The sequence below is a fragment of the Cryobacterium sp. TMT2-17-1 genome (assembly GCF_004402765.1).
Taxonomy (GTDB): domain Bacteria; phylum Actinomycetota; class Actinomycetes; order Actinomycetales; family Microbacteriaceae; genus Cryobacterium; species Cryobacterium sandaracinum.
Window position 1 is genome coordinate 79,167 of sequence record NZ_SOGC01000037.1, and the last position, 15,733, is coordinate 94,899.

The 15,733-nt window shown below is 65.4% G+C and carries 15 protein-coding genes and 1 tRNA gene; 13 read left to right on the plus strand and 3 right to left on the minus strand.

The window, feature by feature from the left end; all coding sequences use genetic code 11:
• Positions 1-124: 124 nt before the first annotated feature.
• From E3O47_RS10215 to E3O47_RS10225, 3 genes are all read left to right on the plus strand, one after another.
• Positions 125-757 carry a hypothetical protein gene (locus tag E3O47_RS10215; RefSeq protein WP_134420415.1) on the plus strand — a complete coding sequence of 211 codons (633 nt, stop codon included), beginning with the start codon at positions 125-127 and terminating at the stop codon, positions 755-757.
• An 89-nt stretch (positions 758-846) separates the two neighbouring features.
• Complete coding sequence (locus tag E3O47_RS10220) at positions 847-1,272, plus strand: dehydrogenase (RefSeq protein WP_233191481.1); 426 nt, start codon at positions 847-849, stop codon at positions 1,270-1,272.
• A 156-nt stretch (positions 1,273-1,428) separates the two neighbouring features.
• Positions 1,429-3,024: a GGDEF domain-containing protein gene (locus tag E3O47_RS10225; RefSeq protein ID WP_134420417.1), complete on the plus strand. Its 1,596-nt coding sequence runs from the start codon at positions 1,429-1,431 to the stop codon at positions 3,022-3,024.
• A 121-nt stretch (positions 3,025-3,145) separates the two neighbouring features.
• On the opposite strand, the gene radA is transcribed toward E3O47_RS10225, so the two are convergent.
• On the minus strand, positions 3,146-4,510 hold the full coding sequence (radA, locus tag E3O47_RS10230; RefSeq protein WP_104102393.1) for a DNA repair protein RadA: 1,365 nt from the start codon (positions 4,508-4,510) through the stop codon (positions 3,146-3,148).
• Positions 4,511-4,519: 9 nt separating this feature from the next.
• A complete protein-coding gene (locus tag E3O47_RS10235; RefSeq protein WP_241986169.1) occupies positions 4,520-5,437 on the minus strand; it encodes an SGNH/GDSL hydrolase family protein in 918 nt (305 codons plus the stop codon).
• 121 nt (positions 5,438-5,558) lie between these two features.
• Here E3O47_RS10235 and E3O47_RS10240 point away from each other — a divergent pair.
• From E3O47_RS10240 to E3O47_RS10280, 10 genes are all read left to right on the plus strand, one after another.
• A tRNA-Ser gene (locus E3O47_RS10240) sits at positions 5,559-5,648 on the plus strand.
• Positions 5,649-5,961: 313 nt separating this feature from the next.
• Positions 5,962-7,203 (plus strand): IS256 family transposase, encoded by a 1,242-nt coding sequence (locus E3O47_RS10245; RefSeq protein ID WP_134420419.1) that lies wholly within the window; start codon positions 5,962-5,964, stop codon positions 7,201-7,203.
• A 261-nt stretch (positions 7,204-7,464) separates the two neighbouring features.
• Complete coding sequence (locus tag E3O47_RS10250; RefSeq protein WP_134420421.1) at positions 7,465-8,565, plus strand: LacI family DNA-binding transcriptional regulator; 1,101 nt, start codon at positions 7,465-7,467, stop codon at positions 8,563-8,565.
• Complete coding sequence (locus E3O47_RS10255; protein WP_134420423.1) at positions 8,565-9,809, plus strand: ABC transporter substrate-binding protein; 1,245 nt, start codon at positions 8,565-8,567, stop codon at positions 9,807-9,809. The genes E3O47_RS10250 and E3O47_RS10255 overlap by 1 nt, the downstream gene beginning before the upstream one ends.
• An 11-nt stretch (positions 9,810-9,820) precedes the next feature.
• Complete coding sequence (locus tag E3O47_RS10260; protein WP_134401774.1) at positions 9,821-10,771, plus strand: sugar ABC transporter permease; 951 nt, start codon at positions 9,821-9,823, stop codon at positions 10,769-10,771.
• On the plus strand, positions 10,761-11,579 hold the full coding sequence (locus tag E3O47_RS10265; RefSeq protein WP_134401773.1) for a carbohydrate ABC transporter permease: 819 nt from the start codon (positions 10,761-10,763) through the stop codon (positions 11,577-11,579). Before E3O47_RS10260 ends, E3O47_RS10265 begins: the two co-directional genes overlap by 11 nt.
• A complete protein-coding gene (locus E3O47_RS10270) occupies positions 11,576-12,898 on the plus strand; it encodes a family 1 glycosylhydrolase (RefSeq protein ID WP_134401772.1) in 1,323 nt (440 codons plus the stop codon). The genes E3O47_RS10265 and E3O47_RS10270 overlap by 4 nt, the downstream gene beginning before the upstream one ends.
• Entirely contained in the window at positions 12,898-13,860 is a 963-nt protein-coding gene (locus E3O47_RS10275) for a glycoside hydrolase family 43 protein (RefSeq protein ID WP_134420425.1), read from the plus strand. Before E3O47_RS10270 ends, E3O47_RS10275 begins: the two co-directional genes overlap by 1 nt.
• Positions 13,857-14,003, plus strand: a complete 147-nt coding sequence (locus tag E3O47_RS16010) for a hypothetical protein (RefSeq protein ID WP_166785375.1) — start codon at positions 13,857-13,859, stop codon at positions 14,001-14,003. Before E3O47_RS10275 ends, E3O47_RS16010 begins: the two co-directional genes overlap by 4 nt.
• A 145-nt stretch (positions 14,004-14,148) precedes the next feature.
• Entirely contained in the window at positions 14,149-15,090 is a 942-nt protein-coding gene (locus E3O47_RS10280; RefSeq protein WP_134401770.1) for an aldose 1-epimerase family protein, read from the plus strand.
• 97 nt (positions 15,091-15,187) lie between these two features.
• Here the strand turns inward: E3O47_RS10280 and E3O47_RS10285 are convergent, their stop codons facing one another.
• Positions 15,188-15,439 (minus strand): hypothetical protein, encoded by a 252-nt coding sequence (locus E3O47_RS10285; protein ID WP_134401769.1) that lies wholly within the window; start codon positions 15,437-15,439, stop codon positions 15,188-15,190.
• Positions 15,440-15,733 lie beyond the last annotated feature (294 nt).

Consider the following 15,733-nt stretch of genomic DNA (forward strand, 5'->3'; position numbering starts at 1 on the left):
ACCGGACCGGCGCGGAACCGAGCCTCTCGAGGTCGGCCGCGCCGGTTCGGCGTTTCCCGCCCGACACGCGCACGACACGCACAGCATTGCCGGCGGCGTCGGTATACCTCGCTAGCCTTGGGTAATGTCGACGATCAAACATCCGGTCGGCCCCCAGTCCAGCAAGGTGTACTGGCGCCGTCGTCTCGTGGTGGGCCTCGGCCTGCTCATCGTGCTCGCCCTCCTCATCCTGGTCATCTCGTCCATCGTGCGCCCGGCCGCCGGCACCGGTGTGCCCGACAGCACTCCGGCGCCCGCGGCCCAGGCGGCCGGAGCGGAGGTCTCCGCCTCCGACCCGGCGGCCGACCCGGCCGCGTGCGACCCCGCATCCGTGCAGATCGAAGCGACCACCGACGCGGTCAGCTACGAACCGGGGGCGCAGCCGATGCTCTCGCTCAGCGTCACCAACATCGGCGACGTGCCGTGCGTGCTGAACGCGGGTACGGCGACGCAGGTGTTCACGGTGTCGAGCGGCACGGATGTCTACTGGACGTCGACCGACTGCCAGCAGGAGCCAGGCGACGCCGACGTCAGCCTGCAGCCGGGTGAACCCGTGAGTTCCGGCGAAGCGATCGCCTGGGATCGCACCCGTTCGAACCCGGACACCTGCGGCGAAGCCAGCCGCGATGCCGCGCCGGCCGGCGGAGCGGCCTACAACCTGACCGTGAGCGTCGACGGCATCGAGTCGGTGAACCCGAAGCAGTTCTTCCTCTCCTGATACCGGCCCGGCCGCCGTTCGCTCGTGGCGTGCCCCCCAAGGGTCGGATTCGGCGTGTCACTACCGCGCCAACTGGTTGAATGGAAGCCGTGACTGACGCTACTCCACCGACGCATTCCCCTGCCCTCGCTGCCGCTCTGGCCGCCCAGGATGTGGTCGCTGTGGCCTATGCCCTGCGCAACGACGTGATGATCGTGCCACAGCTGGTCGTCAACGGGCAGGCGGAACAGGTGCGGGTCTTCGGCCGTGAAGGCACCGACCGCCGGATGCTGCTGCTCTTCTCCTCCGCCGAGAACTACGCCCGCATGGTTCCCGACGAGATCGATCCGCAGATCATGGTCGGTGACGCACAGTGGCTTCGCGAATTCCTCACCGTGCACCAGCAGGTGCTCGAGATGGTGTTTTTCGACGTCGCCGGTCCCCATGTCATGCAGGCCGCACCGGCGGACCTGATGCGCGCCCTCGGCCCGCTGCCCGGCGAGGAAGAAACCGGCACGAGCGAACCCGGCCGGTAGCGCCCGACTGACCCCCTCAGGCTGGGGGTCCCCAGACCCCCGGCCGCGGAGTCGGCCCGCGCTAGGCTGGCGCTAGACAGTGTTCGGCCCGCTCCCGAAGCGGAATCCGACGGACTTTTCACGGTCAGCATTCAGCCTGTCAGGGAGCAGGTCAATGTGGTGGAGACCGAACAGGGTCTGACCGACGCCCGCCTCGCGGGCGTCGAGCGACAGTACTGGATCGACCGCAATGTCGCCCTCCAGGACGCCGAGGCCTGGCTCGCCGAGTTCGGCGACGGGGAGCACGGAGCGACTGCGCGACGGCTGCAGGTTGTCGTCGCGGCTGTGCGCATCCGTCGCGGCGACCCGAGTCAGAGCGCCGTTGACGTGCAACAGATCCTGAGCTGGGCGGAGCAGCACGGCGAGCTCGCCCTGCAGTCGCGCTGTCACGACGTGCTCGGTTCCGTGTTCGAGATGGTGGGCGACCGCGCCCTGGCCCTGGAACACGCCGTCGCCGCGAACGACCTGCTCGAGGAGTCGGAGGTTCCACTCATGCGTGCAGCCGCCCGCAAGTGCCTGGCCGACGCGCTCGGCTCGGCCGGGTCCCTCGACGAGGCGCGCCGCCGATACGACGATGCCCTCCGCCTCGTGATCGATGACCCCGAGACCATCATCCGCTACAACATCCTGAACAATCTCGCCTACACCGAATACCTGGCCCACAACCAGGTCGAGGCCCTCGCGGCCGTGGAACAGCTGATCGGCCTGTCCGAGGTGGGCGACCGACAGATCGGCATGTACGCCCTCGACACGGTCGCGCGCGTCTACCTGACGGCGGGGCGGCTGGACGAGGCGGAAGCGAAGCTGCTGCCGGCTATGGACCCGGCCGTGGGCAACCTGCATCCCGACGGGTCCGCAGTGGCCCTGGTCACGCTGGCCGAGATCTATCGCACGCAGGGCAATCTGGCCCGAGCGCAGACCGTCATCGACCGGTGCCGCGAGCTGTCCCAGCGGTTCGGGCTCACCCGCTGGTCGACGGAAGCGGCAAGGGAGCAGGCCGAGATCCATGCGGCCAACGGCGATTTTCGCGCCGCGTTCGAGGCGTACCGGCACTTCCACGAACAGTCCGAGGCGCTCGGTGCGAGCGAGAACGAGTCGCGCGGGCGCATCCTCGAGGCCATGTTCCAGACCGCGGAGTCCCGCCGAGAGAGCGAGCGGTACCGAGAGCTGGCTGAGCGCGATCCGCTCACCGGGCTGCACAACCGCCGGTTCGTCGACGAACACCTCAGCGCCGCGCTGATGCGCCTGCGCGAGGGTGGGCCGAGCGTGGCCATCGCCATGGTCGACCTCGATCACTTCAAGCGCATCAACGACACGCTGTCGCATGAGGTCGGCGACACTGTGCTCCGCGAGGTGGGCAGCATCCTGATCGCCGCTGCGGCATCCGCGGCCGACGGCATCGCCGCACGCCTGGGCGGCGAGGAATTCCTGCTGATCATGCCGGGGATTGACGCCACCGAGGCGCACCGGCGTTTCGAGGCGGTCTGCCGCTCGATCGCTGATCACGACTGGTCGCCGATCACCGGCGCCCTGCCGGTGACCGCGAGTCTCGGGATTGCCCTGGCGCCTGCCGACGGCCAGCAGAGCTCGGACCTGCTGCGCGCCGCCGATGTGCGTCTGTACGTGGCCAAACGCGACGGTCGCAATCGGGTCGTTCACGCCGCCATCGTCTCCACGTCGACCCCGGAGGCGGAACTGCTCGAGGCCCGATGATCACGGTGGGTCGGGCTTCCCGCTGGTCGAGCGCCCGGTGGTTGAGCTTGTCGAGACCCCGGTGACCCGAACCTGCCGCTCGCCCGGGACATCCGTGGCGGCCCGCGCCGGATGCTCCCTGCTAGAACGCGCGGTCGAGCTCGGCGTCCCGTGCGGACTGGCCGGTCGCGATCGCCGCGGCGACCGCGGTGCCGATCGCGCCGGCCTCGGCATCGAGTCGGATGGTGAAGCCGAGCCGGGCGGCCTCGGCTGCGCGCAGCTTGGCCGCTGACACCGGTCGCACCTCGCCGGCGAGGCTGATCTCGCCGAACGCCACGGCCCCTTGAGCGATCGGCTTGTCCTTGAACGCGGACGCGATGGCGAGGGCGATGGCGAGGTCGGCGGCCGGTTCGGTGAGACGGATGCCGCCTACGGTCGACACGTAGACATCCATGCTGCCCAGCCCCGACAGGCTCGCCCGGCGCTCGAGCACCGCGAGGAGCATCGCCACCCGTGAGGAGTCCACCCCGTTGGTGACGCGGCGGGGGTTCGGGGCCTGGGTCTTGATCACCAGAGCCTGCACTTCGACCGGCATCGCCCGGCGGCCCTCGAGTGCCACCGTGACGCAGGTGCCGGACACGGGGGTGGAGCCGCGGCTGAGGAACAGCGCGCTCGGGTCGGGCACCTCGGCGATGCCGTCGCCGGTCATCTCGAAGCAGCCCACCTCGTCGGTCGAGCCGAACCGGTTCTTGAGCGCCCGCACGAAGCGCAGCGCGCTCTGCCGGTCGCCCTCGAACTGGCACACTACGTCGACAAGGTGTTCGAGCAGGCGGGGGCCGGCGATCGAGCCGTCTTTGGTGACGTGCCCGACGAGCAGGATGGGCAGGTTGCGGTCTTTGGCCACCCGGATCAGCGTGGAGGCCACCTCCCGCACCTGGCTGGGCATGCCCGCGAGGCCGTCGGAGAGCGAGCTGGCCACCGTCTGCACCGAGTCGACGATGACGAGGTTGGGTTGAATGGCGTCGATCTGGCCGAGGATGGTGGCCAGGTCGGTCTCGGCGGCGATGTACAGCTCGGGTTGCAGAGCCCCGGTGCGCTCGGCGCGCAACCGCACCTGGCTGACCGATTCCTCGGCGCTGACGTAGAGCACGCGGGACTTGGCGGCCGCTGCCTTGGAGGCCACCTCGAGCAGCAGTGTCGACTTGCCGACGCCGGGCTCGCCGCTGAGCAGGATGACCGAGCCAGGCACGATGCCGCCACCCAGCACCCGGTCGAACTCGGCGATGCCGGTAGGCCAGTGCGAGACGGCCGTGGTGTCGACGTGAGTGATCGGGCGGGCGACGCCCGCGCCGGTGACGCTGGCCGGCTTGAGCGCGCGGGCCAGGCTCGCCTTCTCGGTGGTGTCCACCACGGTGCCCCACTGCTGGCATTCGCCGCAGCGGCCTGCCCACTTCAGGGTGGTCCAGCCACACTCGGTGCAACGGAAGGAGGAAACGGGTCTGGCCATTCTGCGAGCCTAGCTCGGGCCGCTGACACCACCCGATTCCGAAGTGTTCGCCACCGGAGTCGACGCGGGTTCCGGCGTGGGGGAGGGCAGGCCGGCAGCCGCGTGTGCCGATGAGGGCAGGCCGGCAGGCGCGTTGGGGGCATCCGGCCCGGCCAGGTCGGCAGGCCGGATGCCCCGCACCAGATGAGCGCTCAGCGCCGGAACGAACGCCTCGGCCCAGGCCCGGTAGCCGCGGTTATTGGGGTGGAACAGGTCGCCCGCGACGTGCGTGGCGACGCTGCGCAGCCCGAGCCGCTTCGTCGTGGCGTGGAGCGGCACCACGCGTAGCTGGTACTCCGCGGCCACCTGGCGGATGATGCGGTTGGCGACGGCGACCATCCGTTCGTTGCGGGGCAGGTGGAAGCAGGGCAGGTCGGCGACCAGGGCGTGCGGGGGCAGCGCCGCGCAGACCTGCCGGATGCCGGCCTCGAAGACGGCGGCGTCCCAGAGGGCGATGTCGTTGGCGCCGATCGCGACCGTGACGATGTCCGGGGTGAGCTTCGCGAACGTGGGCAGCTGGTCGCGCACAGCCATTTCGACGGTGGCGCCCGACACGCTCAGGTTCACCACGCGCACCGAGCGGCCGGTGGAGAGACGGATGTGGTCGGTCAGGATTCCGACATAGCCGCGGTGCGGGGAACTCGCCCCGATCCCCTGCGCGGCACTGTCTCCGATGACGGCGTAGATCAGCTCGCCCTTGTCTTTCGCGCGGGCGCGCCACCAGAGAGAGTGCACCGGCAGGGTCTCATTGAGAATCACCGAGCTCTCGGCGATGCGACGCTGGAAGCCCCGGTAATTGACCACGGCGGCGGCGCCGAGGCCGGCCGCTGTGGCCAGGGTTCCGGCAGTGAGGGCAAGGGAACGGAGCCTGTGGTTCACGGTGATCACCCGGTGAGAATACCGCTTCGTGCTGGGTTCTCGTCGTTCAGGGCCGTTCGCGGCCGTTCAGACACGGATGTTCGCCGCCGCGATTCGCGCAAGGCCCCCGATTTCAACTAAACTCTCCCTCGGTACCGTGTCCGAGCGGCCGAAGGTGCAACTCTCGAAAAGTTGTGTGGGGGAGACTCCACCGTGGGTTCAAATCCCACCGGTACCGCCAGAGGAGAGGCTCCTACTTGCACGGATTTACAGGGAAGTAGGAGCTTCTGTCGTTGAAGAGCGCTGAAGGCCGACAACTTTCCGACAGCTTATTGCTGAAGTGTCTTTGTCGGAGTGACCTGCCAAGTGGTAAGCCAGCCGTCGAATTGGCTTTCCCGCTGACGTCGTACCGGCGGTCGATCACGAGACAGTATGGTTGCGTCCAATAGCGTGGTGTAACCCCCGGCCCTGATGGGCGTGTTGCACCGATGTAAGGCGGCCACCGCGTGATTCTTGGAAAGACCGATCAAGTCTTTTCCGAAGGAGTACACGCGATGACCGCACCCCATTTTAGTGACCCTGCCCGTTTCCTGTCCGAACAACTCGAGCAAGCCTCGCCGGACTTGATGCGGCAGATGCTGACCACGTTCATCAACGCGCTGATGAGCGCCGAAGCGGAAGCCGTCTGCGGCGCCGAATACGGCCAAGTCTCCGCCGACCGGGTCAACTCCCGCAACGGCTACCGGCACCGGGATTTCGACACCCGCACCGGCACCCTCGACGTCGCGATCCCGAAGCTGCGCACCGGCACCTACTTCCCGGACTGGCTCCTCGAGCGCCGCCGCCGCGCCGAGGCCGCCCTGACCAGCGTCGTGGCGACCTGCTACCTGCTCGGGGTCTCGACCAGGCGGATGGAGAAACTCGTCGAGTCCCTCGGCATCACTCGCCTCTCGAAGTCGCAGGTGTCGATCATGGCTAAGGACCTCGACGAACAGGTCGAGCAGTTCCGCACCCGGCCCCTCGACGCCGGCCCTTACACGTTCGTGGCCGCCGACGCCCTGGTGCTGAAGGTGCGCGAGGGCGGCCGTGTCGCCAACGTCCACGCGCTCCTCGCGACGGGCGTGAACAAGGACGGGCACCGCGAGATCCTGGGCCTGCAGGTCACCAGCGCCGAAGACGGCGCCGGCTGGCTCGGCTTCTTCCGCGACCTGACCGCCCGCGGCCTCACCGGCGTGAAACTCGTCACGAGCGACGCTCACGCCGGCCTCGTGGCCGCCATCGGGGCGACCCTGCCCGGCGCGACTTGGCAGCGCTGTCGCACCCACTACGCCGCGAACCTGATGTCCGCGACCCCGAAGACCAGCTGGCCGTGGGTGAAGACCCTGCTCCACTCCGTCTACGACCAGCCCGACGCGGACGCCGTCCACGCACAGTTCGACCGAGTCCTGAACGCCCTGGAGGAGAAGCTCCCCGCGGTCGCCACCCACCTCGAGGCGGCCCGGGCGGACGTGCTCGCCTTCACCGGCTTCCCGAAGGAGATCTGGCGTCAGCTCTGGTCCAACAACCCCCAGGAACGCCTCAACCGCGAGATCCGCCGCCGCACCGACGTCGTGGGGATCTTCCCCGACCGCGGCTCCCTGATCCGGCTCGTCGGCGCGGTCCTGGCCGAACAACACGACGAATGGATCGAAGGCCGCCGCTACCTCGGCCTCGACGTCCTCAGCCGCTCACGCCTCACCCTCGTCCCGACCGAGAAGGAGGAACCCGCAACCGAACTCGGCGCCCTCAGCGCCTAGAAATCCAAGAATCGCGCGGCAAACGCGTTACACCACACATTTGGACTTGACCAGGAAGGTCTGGGTGTTGCCCAAATGTAGATCACCCTCAAGCATCACGGGCACGTTCGTTCTTCCGTGGTGCTAGCGCACTTGGAGGGGCGTCGCAGCGCTTCTCTTGACGGCCAGCGGAGAAAGCGATAGGTTTTGCTCAATCGATCAAGCAGCGGTTCACGTTTGATTAGATGGTTATGCTGAATCGATAAAGCAAAGGAGTTGATCATGGGCGCAACTGGGCGCATTACATTGCGGGATGTTGCGCGTGAGGTCGGCTTGTCCACCAGCGCCGTGTCGATGGCCCTGCAGGATCACCCACGAATCAGTACTGCTGCCAAACGCCGTGTGCAGCTCGCCGCTGACCAACTCGGGTATGTCGCGAACTCTGCGGGCCGCGCACTCCGGGTACGTCGTGCCGGGGCAATTGCGTTGATCGTTCCGAACACCAGCCGGCACGTGTTCGGCCATGCGTATTTCACCCACGTCCTGACCGGAGTGACCGATGTCGCGAACGCGAATGATCTGCAGGTGGTGATTTCCACAAACCCAGACGAGCAGCAGGGCAAGGTGGCTTACGAACGTGTAATGCGCTCGGGCACTGTCGATGGCGCGATCGTCACCAGCGCGTCAATCCATGACGAGAACATCGATCGTTTGGTCAGGACCGGGCTGCCAGTGGTGCTGCTAGGTCGTTTCCCTTCGTTGCCGACCGCTATCAGCGTCGGCATCGAGGAGCGTTCTGCCGGCCGGATGGCGGCAGAACATCTGATCGTCGAGCACGGTCGGAAGACGCTGGTACACATCAGTGGTCCGCTGGATCACCAAACCGCGCTGGAGCGCCGTGACGGGTTCATGGAATCCTGTGCTGCCCACGGGGTGCGAGGCACGGTGATCGAGGGCGACTTCAGCGAGGAGTCCGGCGTGGCGGCGGGGGCCGAGGTGCTCACGTTACTGCGCGCCGGCGGGGGCGTTGACGGTCTTGTGGCCGCAAACGACGAGATGGCTTTCGGGGTGATGTCCACGCTGCTGCGCGCCGGAGTGGATATCCCCACTCAAATTTCGGTCATCGGTTTCGACGACTTCGGCCTAAGCCGGGTCACGACGCCGTCGATCACCACAGTGCACGTGCCTGCCGAGCGGATGGCACGTCTAGCGACCCAACGCCTGCTCGACATCGTCGGCGGCACAAGCCTCGCCCCCCAGGACGCGCACGCGATCCTGCCGGTCGAGTTGGTGCTGCGAGAGTCGTGCGGCTGTGGAATTCCAACCGGAGCGGGCCGTCTCTCGCGATCCCAACTCAATCACATGCACAAAGGAGAGCATTAATGAAACGAGCAACCCCGTTCCTGGCCGCCGGCGCGGCCGTCATCCTCGCCCTAACCGGGTGCGCCGCTGGAGGCGGCGGCAATGACGGTCCCGTTGAGCTGACCCTATGGACCGGCTTCACCGGCGGCGACCGTGCCGCGTACGAGGGGCTCATTGAAGAGTTCAACCGCACCCACGATGACATCCAGGTCACTATGGAGGTTCAGCCGTGGGACACCATCGCTCAGAAACTGCCGTCAGCATGGGCGACCGGTCAAGGGCCGGACTTGGCCACACCGAACTTCGACCCCAACGTGCTGAGCGACTACCTCGAGACGAACTCGCTGCTCGAACTCGACGCCGTGGGTGAAGGGGACACGAAGATTAATGCCGACCAGCTCGCCCCGGCTGCGATCGACGCCTTCACCGTTGACGACAAGCTGTTCGCGGTTCCCGCGAACATCGCGACACTGCAGCTGTACTACAACAAGGCTCTCTTCGCTGAGGGCGGCGTCACAGCTCCCCCCGCGACCGTCGACGACTTCCGTCAAGTCGCGTCCGACCTCACCGGCGACGGCGTTTATGGTCTCTCTGTCGCGGACCACGAGACCATCCAGATGTGGCCGGTACTGCAATGGCTCGACGGTGCTGACGTCGTCGACGACGACGGCTGCAGCGTACTCGACTCTCCGGAGTCGGTCCAGAGTCTGACCACTTGGGCCGGTCTCGTGAAGGACGGCGTCGCGCCGGTTGGACTGACCGGAGCCGAGTCGGACGCACTGTTCAGCGCTGGGCAGGCAGCTATGCAGCTCAATGGACCCTGGGCCGCCGCCGGTTACACCGACGCCGGCATCGACCTGGGTGTTGCACCGGTCCCCACAGGCAGTGCGGGAGACGTCACACTCGCCTCCACCGTGCCGCTCGCGGCGTCCGCGAAGACCGACCACCCTGCCGAGGCGCAGGAGTTCCTGGCTTGGTGGACCGGTCAGGACGCCCAGCGCCAATTCGCACTCGAAAGCGGATTCCCGCCCGTGCGAACCGACCTTGCCGACGATGAAGAGCTTGCGGCGAACGAAGTTGTCGCCGCTTTCGCCGCCGCACTACCCAGCGCACGCCTCTGGCTGCCCGGCGTCACCGGCGCCACGCAGGTCGATTCTGAGGTGTACGTGACGCTGATCGGCGAGATCACCCGCGGCGCCGACGTCAAGCAGGCCACTTCCGAGGCGTCAGACAAAATCGACGCAATCACCGGCTGCGGAAGCTAATGAGCGTATCAATGGTTTCCCCGCCCGCCGAGGCCGTCCGGCCCGGCGGGCGGGGGGGCCGCCCCTCGCCCGCCCAATCCCTATCGCCGCGGCGACGCAAGTTTCGTTGGCAGCCGGCATGGTTATTTGTCCTTCCTAGCCTGGCGATCATTTTGGTTTTCATCATCTACCCGATCACGCAGTCCTTCTGGTACAGCCTGCACGATTGGAAGATCGGAGCTGACGAGCAGCTGTTTACCGGCTTTGACAACTACGCCCGCATGCTGAAGGACGAGTTGTTCTGGAACGCGCTCCGTGTCACGGTAATTTTCAGCGTCGTGAGTGTGGCCATTCAGATGGTCCTCGGCTACGCCGCCGCTTCCGCTCTCCTACGCGACAGTCTGCTGACCCGGCTTGTGCGCTCCATCTTTTTCTTTCCCACCATCGTGTCGCTGGCTACGATCGGCCTAGTTTGGCGCTTCCTACTCGACCCGAACATCGGCCTCGTGGGCGGCATCTCTAAGGCGCTCACCGGTGAGGCCGTCGCCTGGCTGCAGGAACCGACCCTCGCGCTGTCCACTGTCATCTTCGTCAGCGTTTGGAAGAACGTCGGGTTCACCATGATCATCTTGCTCGCCGGGCTTAAAGGAGTCCCGACACATCTCTACGAAGCAGCACGACTCGACGGCGCGACTGGATTTCAACTCACGCGCTACGTGACCCTACCCAGCATTCGCCCCACTCTGCTGTTCACCACGATGATCACGACCATCAACTCGCTTCAGGTGTTCGACCTTGTCTACGTGATGACCAACAGCGGCCCCCTGTTCGCTACCGACACCCTGGTGACGATGATGTTCCGCGAGGGGTTCACCAATTTCGACATCGGCTACGCATCGGCAATAGCGTGGGTGATTTTCCTCATCATCCTTTCCTTGTCCGCACTCCAGCTCAGATTGTTCCGGTACCGCGATGAAGACTAACTTCCGCTCCCTAATTACGTGGGTGCTCCTTGCCTTCGGCGTGGTGCTCGCCCTCGTGCCGTTCATCTGGATGCTCAGCGGCTCGTTTCGCAGCGAAGCAGACCTGTTCGCTAATCCCGCCAGCCTGTTCCCGACTGCATGGACCCTTGACGGGTACCTCTCAATCTGGAATGACTTGCCCTTCATGCGGCTTCTGATCAACAGCTTCGTATTCGCCGGCGTCACAACTGCGCTGTGTCTCCTGTTCGATTCCATGTGCGCCTACGCTCTAGCACGTATCCCGTTCCGCGGGTCCACCATCGCGTTCTGGTTGGTGATCGCCACGCTAATGATCCCGTTTCAGGTAACCCTGATCCCGGTGTTCATCGAGCTGTTCCACTTCGGCTGGCTTGACACCTATCAAGGACTCATCATCCCGAGGGCGACGAGCGCGTTTGGTATCTTCATGCTGCGCCAGTTCTTCCTGTCCATCCCGCGCGAGCTCGACGAAGCTGCCCGCATCGACGGCGCCGGTCACTTCCGCGTCTATTGGCGAATTATCCTGCCCCTCGCCAAGCCGGCGCTGGCGACCCTCGCGGTGTTGCATTTCATGAACCTGTGGAACGACCTGCTCTGGCCGTTGATCGTCACTAGCTCCACCGAGATGCGCACACTGCCCGCCGGGCTCACCCTCTTCGGCGGTCAGCACGTCACCGACCACGCCGCACTCCTCGCAGGCGCCACCATCTCCCTCCTTCCCCTCGCCCTCGCCTTTTTCTTCGCACAGCGCTTCTTCGTTGAAGGCGTCGCCACGACAGGACTCAAGTGACCACAACCTCCTTCCTCGAGCGCGGCCAGTTCTCGTGGCTGCTGGGCATCGAGGACACCTGTGTCTACCCGGTCGACCCGAGCCGACCGAGCCTTGACGAACACCAACTCACCGACCACCACCTCAAGTGGCGCGACGACTTGCGGGACGTCGTCGCGCTAGGCGGGACCGCTATCCGGTACGGGATGTCGTGGCCGCTCGTCCACGTTGCCCCAGGACAGTTTGACTGGACCCACCTGGACGACGTTGTCGCATTCGCCGTGGACGACCTAGGCCTCGACATCGTCGCCGACCTCGTCCACTACGGTACCCCGACCTGGTTGCCAGACTCCTTCGCCGACGAAGGCTACCCAATAGCGATCGAGGAGTTCGCCAGCGCCCTCGCCGCGAGATATTGCGGCCGCATCCGGGGATACACGCCCCTCAACGAGCCAGTTACCACGGCATCCTTCGCCGGCCTCCGAGCCGTGTGGCCACCGTACCGGCACGGTTGGGACGGCTGGACCTCCGTCGTGGTGCCGATCACCGTCGGCATGGCTCGCGCTACTCACGCGATTCGAAACGCAGATCCGGACGCTGTGATCGTCCACGTCGATGCCGCTACCGCGATCACCACGCGAGAGCCCGGAGCAGCGGACGAAGCAAAGCTGCTCGAGCGGATCGGCTGGCTCCCCACTGATCTTCTGACCGGACGAGTCGACTCCGACCACAAGATGTGGACCTGGCTGCTTGAGCACGGTGCTACACGTTCGCAACTCGATTGGCTCCTTCATCATCCGGCGGCGCCCGACGTCATCGGCGTGAACTATTACCCAGACCTCACCCCCCGCCGCCTCACCACCGTCAAGGGGCGCACCTTGCAGGTCGCTTACAACGGTGGCGCCGACGGTTTCGCCGCCACCCTCCGCGGGTTTGCTGCCCGGTACGGTCTCCCGCTCGCAGTCACCGAGACCAGCATCGAAGGCGACGACGACACCCGCATAGCCTGGCTGCTCGACGCAATCAACACGGTCAACCAGCTAGCCACCGAGCTTGACCTACGGGCATTCACCTGGTGGCCCCTGTTCGATTTCGTCGACTGGTCCTGGGCCGCTGGTGGAACCAACGTCGAGGAGTTCGCGGTTGAACTGCAAAACACCGATGGCACCACCACGGTAGGTTTCGCGCAGCCCCTCGGTCACCCGCGCGACGGGAAGACACCGTTCCTGCGCCGCATGGGTCTAATCCACTTGGAAGAGCGAGCGGACGGCAGCCTAGACCGTATTCCGACCGCGGCCGCGCATGCGTTTGCACGGCTCACCGATCCGGGGGACGGTTGATGGGCGCGACGAACGCATGGGAGGGCTACTTCGCCGATCCGTTTGCTCTGCGCACCGGCGACGGATATGTCGCCTATGGCACCAACCCTGAATGCTCCTTAGACCGGGAATTCGAGATCCTCACTTCCCCCGATCTGACCCACTGGAAGAGCGCCGGCGGAGCTCTCACCCGCCCGAGCAAAACGATCGGAACCGACTTCTGGGCTCCCGAAATCGCTCACAGCGATGACCGTTGGTGGATGTACTATTCCGTCGGCCACGGCATCGTCGGCCACCACCTCCGCATTGCCGTCGCCGACTCTCCAACCGGACCGTTCGAAGACCTCGGCATCAATCTCACGCCTCATGAGCGTTTTGCGATCGACGCGCACCCTTTCCAAGACCAAGACGGACGCTGGTACCTCTTTTTCGCTCGGGACGTTCTCGACGCTGACCGCCCGGGCACTCACCTCGCCGTCGCACCACTCACCGGCATGACTGCGTTCGCAGCCGACCCGATCGAGGTGCTACGGCCAAACGCCGACTGGCAAATTTACGAACGCAACCGCCTTATATACGGCGATCGCTACACCTGGCATACCCTCGAAGGACCCTCGGTTATATACCGCGAAGGCCGCTACTGGCTGACCTATTCCGGCGGCGCATGGACCGGTGAGCACTACGCCGTGTCCTGGGCCGTTTCCGATTCTCCGCTTGGCCCCTGGCGTCCCGCTCCAAGCTCCGCTTCCCCGCTGCTAAGAACCGGAAACCACCTTATCGGTCCCGGCCACAACTCCTTGACCGTCGCTCCGGACGGGTCCGACGCGATTGTCTTCCACTCTTGGAACCCCTCCCGAACCCGACGCGAGCTGCAGGTGCGACGCATCGTGTTCGGCCCCGACGCGCCATCGGTTAAGACTCCGACTTGTGGTGTTCCTGCTCCCTCCCAACACACCTGTTTAGACCAAACGAGGATCAGATGAACAGAAGGAACAAAGTGCTGACCGCCGCCGCGGTAGCCATCATCAACGGGCCGTGGGCGAAGGAAATCGGTCCCATCCTCTCAACTGACCGATCGGGGGCCTCTATCGCGGCCCCGGTGGCCAAGACCTCGTCTCAGGGCTGAACGGTCAGGACTTCCTCGTCTTCCACGGGTGGGACAAGGACTACACGTACCGCGGATTGAACGCTACATAGGTCGAATGGGACGCCGGCATTCCGCGAATCGTGATTACTGACTGACCAATCCAGCGCTAACTGAATGGTGCCCCATGGGAAACTCCATATCGTCCACGCCACTATCGGGAACGCAATGCGTTCTCGAAGCCTGCGGCTACACCGCCTCGATCGCCAGCATCGGCGCGAGCCTTCGATCACTCCGATATCACGGGCGGAACCTCATCGTTCCGTTCGACGCTAACCAGGTGCGACCGTTCTTCCGCGGCGCCATCCTCGCACCGTGGCCGAACCGAGTCGTGGACGGCAGATACACATTCGATGGCGTCGAGCAACAGCTCTACATCACCGAGCCGTCGAGAGGACACGCACTCCACGGACTCGTGTCCTGGCTGAACTTCACTGTGGTGGGCCAGGCGACCGATCGACTCGTCCTAGCGGCAACCGTTGAGGCGCAACAGGGATACCCCCACCAGCTGATGCTCGAGGTGCATTTTTCGCTTGGAGCCCGGGGCCTTCGCACGACGGTGACGGCAGTGAATGCAGGCCCAACCGCAGCCCCTTTTGGAGTTGCTCCGCACCCTTACCTTGTGGCCGGCGAAGGCCGCGTCAACGACTGGACGCTGGAACTCCCAGCCAGGCGCATGCTCACCGTGACTCCTGACCGTCTCATTCCCCTTCGCCTTCGTGACATCAATGCTCAAGATCTTGCCGCCTTCGACTTTCGCACGCCACGCACTGTCGACGACACCTTCATTGACCACGCCTTCACTGGCTTCGACCGGGATGAGGAGGGCGGAGTTACAGTCCGAGTGACGACGCAGGCGGGAACTGGAGTGGCATTGAGCTGGGGCGCAGAATGCTCATGGGTTCAGGTGCATACGGCCGACCAGCCCGTAGCCGCGATTGACCGAATCGGACTCGCCGTCGAACCAATGACGTGTCCGCCGGATGCCTTCAACTCCGGAACGAACCTGAATGTCCTTGAGCCCGCAGACTCCACACGCGCTTCCTGGACGATTCAAGCTATCGACTAACTGAGCGAAGCCGTTTCCGGGATTGAAGAGACGTAAGTTGGACTGTTCAATCTGTTTGTCGCGATCCCATGCAAATCTGCTGAGTTGGGCATGCAGGTCATGCTCTCCGCTTCCACCTCTGAATGACGTTGTCCGCGGCCTCCGCCTCGACCACAACCCGCTCTCGTTCTCGCTCCACGGCCTGACGCGCCCGGACTTTCCCCGCCACGTCCAGCAGGTCCCACATTTGCTCGCCGGTCACGGACACCCCGCGGGCGCCGGTGCGCCGGGTCCGGCCGCGGACGAGGGCGTAGTGGGTGTGGTACACGGGTGCCCCGATCTGTGCTTGGGCGACGTGGAAGAACACCACGTTGGATACCGGCCCGCTGCCGTCGTCGAGGGAGAGGAAGACGACGCGTTTCCCGCTGCGCGTCGGGGGTGTGTGGGTGGCGCGGCGGACCCCGGCAACTAAGACTTCGGTGCCGCCGGGCAGGTGGACGAGCTCCGACGCCGGCGTGATGTTAACGCCGACCCAAAACAGGGCCAGTAGTGCCGGGCGAGTTCTAGGGCGAATTCCAGCGGTCGTCGCAACACTGGTTGGTTAGCTGGATTCTAGTTCGTCGACGAGGAGCTCGGCTGGTGTTGTCCAACCGAGGCGTTTCCG

What these genes read in the sequence shown, in the direction of transcription:
- E3O47_RS10215 (WP_134420415.1), top strand. Translation starts at nt 125, where the DNA reads ATGTCGACGATCAAACATCCGGTCGGCCCCCAGTCCAGCAAGGTGTAC.
- radA (WP_104102393.1), bottom strand. Translation starts at nt 4,510, where the DNA reads ATGGCCAGACCCGTTTCCTCCTTCCGTTGCACCGAGTGTGGCTGGACC.
- E3O47_RS10245 (WP_134420419.1), top strand. Translation starts at nt 5,962, where the DNA reads ATGACCGCACCCCATTTTAGTGACCCTGCCCGTTTCCTGTCCGAACAA.
- E3O47_RS10250 (WP_134420421.1), top strand. Translation starts at nt 7,465, where the DNA reads ATGGGCGCAACTGGGCGCATTACATTGCGGGATGTTGCGCGTGAGGTC.
- E3O47_RS10255 (WP_134420423.1), top strand. Translation starts at nt 8,565, where the DNA reads ATGAAACGAGCAACCCCGTTCCTGGCCGCCGGCGCGGCCGTCATCCTC.
- E3O47_RS10260 (WP_134401774.1), top strand. Translation starts at nt 9,821, where the DNA reads ATGGTTTCCCCGCCCGCCGAGGCCGTCCGGCCCGGCGGGCGGGGGGGC.
- E3O47_RS10265 (WP_134401773.1), top strand. Translation starts at nt 10,761, where the DNA reads ATGAAGACTAACTTCCGCTCCCTAATTACGTGGGTGCTCCTTGCCTTC.
- E3O47_RS10275 (WP_134420425.1), top strand. Translation starts at nt 12,898, where the DNA reads ATGGGCGCGACGAACGCATGGGAGGGCTACTTCGCCGATCCGTTTGCT.
- E3O47_RS16010 (WP_166785375.1), top strand. Translation starts at nt 13,857, where the DNA reads ATGAACAGAAGGAACAAAGTGCTGACCGCCGCCGCGGTAGCCATCATC.
- E3O47_RS10280 (WP_134401770.1), top strand. Translation starts at nt 14,149, where the DNA reads ATGGGAAACTCCATATCGTCCACGCCACTATCGGGAACGCAATGCGTT.